The organism is Gemmatimonadota bacterium (genome assembly GCA_022560615.1).
Taxonomy (GTDB): domain Bacteria; phylum Gemmatimonadota; class Gemmatimonadetes; order Longimicrobiales; family Gaopeijiaceae; genus UBA1138.
The window spans coordinates 1-6,241 of record JADFSR010000082.1 but is presented as its reverse complement, the minus strand read 5'-3'; the positions used below and the strand labels follow the sequence as shown (position 1 = coordinate 6,241).

The window sequence follows — 6,241 nt, the reverse complement described above, 5'->3', positions numbered from 1 at the left end:
CCCACACGGGTGTCCATGTCAACACTTATTACTGCTTACATTAAGAACACAAAAAAAAGCGCAAACCCGCGCAGCGACTGGATCGCCGTCGGTTCACGCCGTGGAAGTTCGGTTAGGGAGCCGGATGTCTGGGGATGTCTGTGCATTTGGTATAGTGCCCCGGATCGGGGTCCGTTGTCACCATGGTTGTCACCACACTGGCACCGAACCTTCAGCGAACGGACCACGGCCCTCGTTCCGGATTGACCCGGAGCGTCGAGGGGCTCGCCTCTGGTTCGGTGGAGCGATAGCCGTCTTTCTCGTCGTGGCGGGCGGCGTTGGTTTCTTGATGTGGCGCAGGTTCCACGGCCCGTACCTAACTAGCCCACCACCCGCGAGCCTCGATCCACATCCGAGCAACGTGGTCCTCGGATCGCGGTTACCTCAGACTAAACGTGATGGGGAGACGGACCCAGGCCGCGATCGGTCTTTCCCCTTCGGGGTCGATAGCCGAAGTGAACCGAAAGACGTCGGCAACCTTGAGGGCCGCCTGGTCCAGATCCTCGCGGCCAGAGCTTCGGTGAACTTCGCTGTGCAGGACCCGGCCCACGTCAGATATGTAGAACCAAACCACCACCTCCCCGCCGATACGAGCGTCCCGAAGGGCGGGAGGATACTCCCTCATCAACGCCTGAACGACCTCGTCCCGGTTGGCAATCGTCGGCGGGATCGTAAACGGTCTTGCCGACGGCCCCGCCTCGATGGCAGCCCGGTCCTCCGGCGAAATCTCTTGCGACTCCGTCTGGACTGGCGCCACCACAAGCAGAGCCGCGAGAAGCGTCAGGCCGACCGTGGGGATGTGCCGGGGGTCGGTCATGGTAACGATCCTCCGATTCGTGAGGCGAACTCTCCAACACTAATATTCAGGACACGGCGACAACAGGTTACCGGTCCCCTGATCTCGATGAGCGGGTCGCGCACTTGGCTCGCGGTCCCCATCTTGGATCTTTCGCTGGCCAGGGAGGTGACACTTGTTCAGAAGGCTTCGAGGCGCGTTCGGAAACGCCCTGATCTGGGGACTGGCTTGGTTCGTGGGCAGCTCGGTTCTCGGGGTGGTGGCCCTCCTTCTTGATGCTTTCCCTTCGGTTGCCATCATAACCCTCAGCAGTTTCCTTCGCGGCACGGTGGGTTTTGGAATCACGGGCTTCATAGTCGGGGGCGCGTTCTCTGGCATCCTCAGAATGGCGTACCGAAACCAGGGCTTGCTTAAGATCAACGCGCTGCGGTTCGGCCTTGGCGGCGCAGTTGTGGCCGGAGTTCTTTCGCCGTTCTTGGGTGGGGGAGCCGCGATTGGGTCAAGTCCCGAGTTGTGTGTAAAAGCGAGAGGAAGCTCCTCGATGCATCGGTTAGGCTGCGTTGGCGACCTCCTTGGGCTCGAGGAGGGAGAGGTCCAGGTAGCGGCGCTCGCTCCAGACGTGGGTAGTCCTGAGAGCGACGGCGGTGATGAGACGCAGCGCACTGGCTCGGTCGGGGAAGGCGCCGGCGCTCCGGATCCGGCGTTTGATCTCTCCATGCAGGCGCTCGAGGCTGTTGGTGGTGCGTAGTCTGGCCCAGTGGGGCTCGGGGAACGCATAGAACTGAGTCGCGGCCGTGAAGCCGCGCTCGAGCACCGTCATCGCCTCGGGGAGCTCTCTGCGCCAGCGCGCCGTGATCTCGGCCAGACGCTTCTTCGACTCAGCGAGCCCGGGGGCCCGGAAGACGGCGGCAACTTCGCGCGCCACACGCTTACGCAGGCGATGCGGGACCTTGGCGAGTACATTGCGTTGCAGGTGAACGTTATGAAGAACTCTTCATAACGTTCATTATGCAGAGCACCGAATTATGTGGATTCGCGGTGCGTTGCGTCGTATCTGCGGTGCTCACGATGTGACGCGCTCCACATAATCGCGCCCTCCTGAACGGGCGAGTTTCCTCTCCACGTTCCTTTCGGAGAGGAGGCAGTGATGAGTAATCCATCGCGGGTGAGGGTGGCCGGTCCGCTCGCTCCCTACGTCGGCGGGTTCCGCGCGGAGCTCGAGTCCCAGGGCTATCGGCCGAACGCGGTCAGCGATCAGCTCCGCCTGTTGGCCCATGTCAGCCGGTGGTTGGCGGGCAGCGGCTTCGAAGTCGCCGATCTCACGCCCGTGCGCGTCGATGAGTTCCTCGTCGCGCGGCGCGGCGCGGGCTACGTGCTCTGGCGGTCCCCGAAAGGGGTGGCACCGCTGCTCACCTACCTGCGCCACCTGGGGGTCGTGTCGGTCCCTGAGCCGGCCAAGGCCAAGACCCCGGCCGAGCACCTCATCGAGCACTACCGCACCTATCTCACAGAGGAGCGGGGCCTTGTCGCCGCGACGGTGGCGAGCAACATCAACGTTGGAAGGTTGTTCCTCGCGACGCGACCTCAGGTTCGGGACCTTGGTCTCGACGTGCTCCGCGCGTCGGAGGTCCTCGACTTCGTCCTCAGTGAGTGCCGGAAGCGCAGCTCCGGTTCGGCTCGACACGTCACGACGGGGCTGCGGTCGTTCCTGCGCTTCTGTCACCTCGAGGGCAGGACGGCGAAGCTCCTCGCTGATGCCGTTCCCAAGATCGCCTCCTGGCGGCTCGGCGCGCTTCCGAGGGCGCTCGAGCCTGCTGTGCTGGGTGCGCTACTCAAGAGTTGTGACAGACGGACGACCTTCGGCCGGCGGGACTTCGCCGTGCTCGTGCTGCTGATCCGGCTCGGACTACGCAGAGGCGAGGTGGCGGGACTGCGTCTTGACGACATCGACTGGCGTGAAGGCGAACTCCTCATCCGGGGCAAGGGCCCCAAGCACGAACGCCTGCCGCTTCCCGCCGACGTCGGCGAGGCGATCGTCGCCTGGCTGCGACGGGGCCGGCCGCGCTGTAGCGCCCGGGAGGTCTTCACTCGGGTTCGGGCGCCGCACCAAGGACTAAGCCCGGGCGGCGTCTCGGCGGTCGTGCGCGGCGCGTGCAAGCGCGCGGGGGTCCCCGAAGTGGGCGCCCACCGGCTGCGGCACTCGGCGGCGACCGCGATGCTTCGCGCCGGGGCTGGGCTCGTCGAGATCGGCCAGGTGCTCCGCCACCGAAGCCTCCTCACCACCGCTGTCTACGCGAAGGTCGATCGCTCATTGCTCCAGGGGCTCGCCAAGATGTGGCCGCTCCCCGTGTCACAGGTGGTGGAGCGATGAGCGCGCTTTCCTCGGCGCTCGAGGACTACCTGATCCTGCGTCGCTCGCTGGGCTTCAAGCTCAACCGTGCCGGGAAGCTGCTCGGGCAGTTCGTCACCTACTGCGAGCTTACCGGTGCCGATGTGGTCACGATCGAACTCGCGCTCTCATGGGCGACGCTCCCCGAGGGCGCAAGCCCGAGCTGGCTTGGCCGCCGACTCTCCGTCGTGCGTGGCTTCGCGAGGCACCTGGCCCTTCTCGACGACCGCACCGAGGTGCCGCCGGCCGACATGCTTCCGGCCCGGAGCCACCGGGCGACCCCCTACCTCTACACGGAAGGAGAAGTGGCAAGGTTGATGGGGGCGTCGGAAAAACTCCGCTCACCACTTCGACGAGCGACGCTTCAGACGGTCGTCGGCCTGCTGTACGTTACTGGCATGCGCGTCGGTGAGGCGATCCGGCTCGACCGCGAGGACGTCGATCTCACCTGCGGACTCCTCCTCGTGCGCGACTCGAAGTTCGGGAAGTCCCGCGAACTCCCCGTCCACGACAGCACCACCGTCGTCCTCCGCGCCTACGCAAGGCAGCGCGATGAGTTCTGCCCGCAGGCGAGCTCGCCTGCCTTCTTCGTCTCGTTAGCGGGGACCCGGCTGCGCTACGACAACTTCCATTGCGCGTTCCTCGGGCTCGTGCGCGACGCGGGTCTCACACCTCGCTCGCCGACGTGTCGTCCCCGGCCGCATGATCTGCGTCACAGCTTCGCGGTATCGACGCTCGTCGGGTGGTATCGGGACGGTGGGGATGTCGAGTCCCGTCTGGCGTCCCTGTCGACGTACCTCGGCCACGTCCACCCGGCGAACACTTATTGGTATCTGTCGGCCGCGCCCGAGCTGCTCGGCCTTGCTGCCGAGCGCCTCGAGTCCACATCGGAGGTACGGCCATGAGTTCGCTCGCACCGACGCTCCAGGCGTTCTTCACTGAGCGGCTTGTCTCCCAACGGCGGGCGAGTCCGCACACCATCGCCGCCTATCGCGATGCGTTCTGTCTCCTGCTCGGCTTCGTCGAGCGCCAGACCGGCAGGGCTCCCGCCTCGCTCGAGATCGAACACCTTGACGCGAAGCTGGTCGGAGCGTTCTTGGACCACCTCGAGCGAGACCGACACAACAGCGTGAGGACGCGCAACGCCCGGCTGGCAGCAATCCACTCGCTGTTCCGGTTCGCGGCGCTGCGTCATCCCGAGCACGCCGCCTCGATCGAGCGCGTCCTGGCGATCCCCCCGAAACGCTTCGAGCGCGAGATCGTCTCCTTCCTCACCGACGAGGAGGTCGAGGTGCTCCTCGCCGCCCCCAACCAAAGATCCTTCCTAGGACGGCGGGACCACGCGCTGCTGCTCCTCGCGATCCAGACCGGGCTGCGAGTCTCCGAGCTCACCGCCCTCAAGTGCCACGATGTTGTACTGGGCACCGGAGCGCACGTCCGCTGTTCAGGCAAGGGCCGAAAGGAGCGTGCCACGCCACTCACGGCCACTACGGCCGCCGTGTTGGAAGCGTGGCTCGAGGAATGCGGCGGTGAACCTGATCACCCGTTGTTCCCAACCCGCCAGGGAACGGCCCTCAGCCGGTATGGTGTGACCGTGCTCGTCGCGAGGCACGTCAAGGCGGCCGCCGCGCACTGCCCGTCGCTTGCAGGGAAGAAGGTCTCACCGCACGTGCTTCGCCACACCGCGGCGATGCGACTGCTGCACGCCGGTGTCGACACCTCGGTTATCGCTCTGTGGCTCGGCCACGAGGGTGTCGAGACGACTCAGATCTACCTCCACGCGGATCTCAGCCTGAAGGAGCGTGCCCTCGCACGCACCGCTCCACTCGGGGGCAAGCCTGGCCGCTATCGGCCTCCGGATCAGCTCCTCGCCTTCTTGCAGGGCCTGTGATTATGCAGAGCCCCAAGGCTCGAAGCCCGCCTCCGACACCGCATCCGCACCGCAAATCCACATAATCCGGTGCTCTGCATAATGAACGGTGCAGCGCTGGCGGCGTACCTCGGGCAGGAAGCGGCGCACCGCGGCCGCCAGGCCCGCGTGCTCGTCGGCGATCACCAGTTCGACGCCGCTCAGCCCTCGATCCAAGAGCTGCTCGAGGAGCTCCGACCAGCTGTCCTGTGATTCCTCAGGGCCCAGCGTGATGCCCAGGAGCCGGCGGTGGCCGTCCGGCCCCACCGCGTAAGCCACGAGCGCGCTCACGTTCTCAACCTTTCGGGCCCAGCGGGCATCGAGGAACGTCGCGTCCAGGTACAGGTAGGGGTGGGCCCCTTCGATGGGTGCACTCCGCAGCGCTTCCACGGCCTTGTCGAGCCGCTTCGCGACCCGGCTCACCGTGGAGCGTCCCACGCGCTCACCCATGAGTGCCTCGGTCACGGCGCCCATCTTGCGCTGCGACACGCCGCTCACGTAGGCCTCCACCATCATCGCGTCGACTTCTTCACTCCTGCGCCGGTAGCGACCCATCACGTCGGCGGGCGAGCCGACTTCCCGGCTGCGCGGGACCGTCACGTCGATCTGACCCAGGCTCGTGAGCAGCCGCCTCAGATACGTCCCGTTCCTGTGGTCCTTCCGGCTGCTGACCCGCTCGAATCGTCGCGCTCCGACCATCGCTTTCAATTCCTCCTCCAACACCATCTCGAGCGTCAGCCGGATCGCACCCTGGAACAGCGACTTCAAATCCTGACGCAGCTCGTCTTGCGTGGCTGGCTCGACTTCGACCATCTTTTCCATGAGGAAGCTCCTTTCCGGTTCCGGATCCGCTAGCGCAGGTCCGGACTCCCGGGTTCATGTGATCTTGAACACTCACAAGGAGCTTCCTCTTTCTTTTCCAGGCTGTCCACCCTCCCCGGACGCCCTCACCCCCTTTTACACAATTTTAGTGACACTACCGTTATTCACGTCGTAAACCTCATGGGTTTTCGCAATCGTATGCTCGTCCTCGTGAATTGGGCCTGGAACTACGTCTTCTACCGGCGAGCGGTTCGCCTGATTCTGCCGGATACGACCGGAGAATCCG

6 protein-coding genes are annotated in these 6,241 nt (G+C 65.2%); 3 read left to right on the top strand and 3 right to left on the bottom strand.

Annotated features, from left to right (window positions below; translation table 11 throughout):
* Positions 1–418: 418 nt before the first annotated feature.
* A complete protein-coding gene (locus tag IIB36_20050) occupies positions 419–856 on the bottom strand; it encodes an energy transducer TonB (GenBank protein MCH7534034.1) in 438 nt (145 codons plus the stop codon).
* Between the two features lie 529 nt (positions 857–1,385).
* The gene (locus IIB36_20045) at positions 1,386–1,808 is read right to left on the bottom strand and encodes a transposase (protein ID MCH7534033.1); all 423 of its coding nucleotides are present in this window, start codon (positions 1,806–1,808) and stop codon (positions 1,386–1,388) included.
* Positions 1,809–1,982: 174 nt separating this feature from the next.
* On the opposite strand from IIB36_20045, the gene IIB36_20040 reads away from it, so the two are divergent.
* From IIB36_20040 to IIB36_20030, 3 genes are read left to right on the top strand one after another with little or no spacing between them, the layout of a single operon-like run.
* Positions 1,983–3,206: a tyrosine-type recombinase/integrase gene (locus IIB36_20040; GenBank protein MCH7534032.1), complete on the top strand. Its 1,224-nt coding sequence runs from the start codon at positions 1,983–1,985 to the stop codon at positions 3,204–3,206.
* A complete protein-coding gene (locus tag IIB36_20035; GenBank protein ID MCH7534031.1) occupies positions 3,203–4,129 on the top strand; it encodes a tyrosine-type recombinase/integrase in 927 nt (308 codons plus the stop codon). Before IIB36_20040 ends, IIB36_20035 begins: the two co-directional genes overlap by 4 nt.
* A complete protein-coding gene (locus tag IIB36_20030) occupies positions 4,126–5,115 on the top strand; it encodes a tyrosine-type recombinase/integrase (GenBank protein MCH7534030.1) in 990 nt (329 codons plus the stop codon). Before IIB36_20035 ends, IIB36_20030 begins: the two co-directional genes overlap by 4 nt.
* On the opposite strand, the gene IIB36_20025 is transcribed toward IIB36_20030, so the two are convergent.
* A complete protein-coding gene (locus IIB36_20025; protein MCH7534029.1) occupies positions 5,116–5,955 on the bottom strand; it encodes an IS256 family transposase in 840 nt (279 codons plus the stop codon).
* Positions 5,956–6,241 lie beyond the last annotated feature (286 nt).

Coding starts and splice junctions, on each gene's coding strand:
- IIB36_20030 (MCH7534030.1), top strand. CDS start 4,126: ATGAGTTCGCTCGCACCGACGCTCCAGGCGTTCTTCACTGAGCGGCTT.
- IIB36_20050 (MCH7534034.1), bottom strand. CDS start 856: ATGACCGACCCCCGGCACATCCCCACGGTCGGCCTGACGCTTCTCGCG.
- IIB36_20035 (MCH7534031.1), top strand. CDS start 3,203: ATGAGCGCGCTTTCCTCGGCGCTCGAGGACTACCTGATCCTGCGTCGC.
- IIB36_20040 (MCH7534032.1), top strand. CDS start 1,983: ATGAGTAATCCATCGCGGGTGAGGGTGGCCGGTCCGCTCGCTCCCTAC.
- IIB36_20025 (MCH7534029.1), bottom strand. CDS start 5,955: ATGGAAAAGATGGTCGAAGTCGAGCCAGCCACGCAAGACGAGCTGCGT.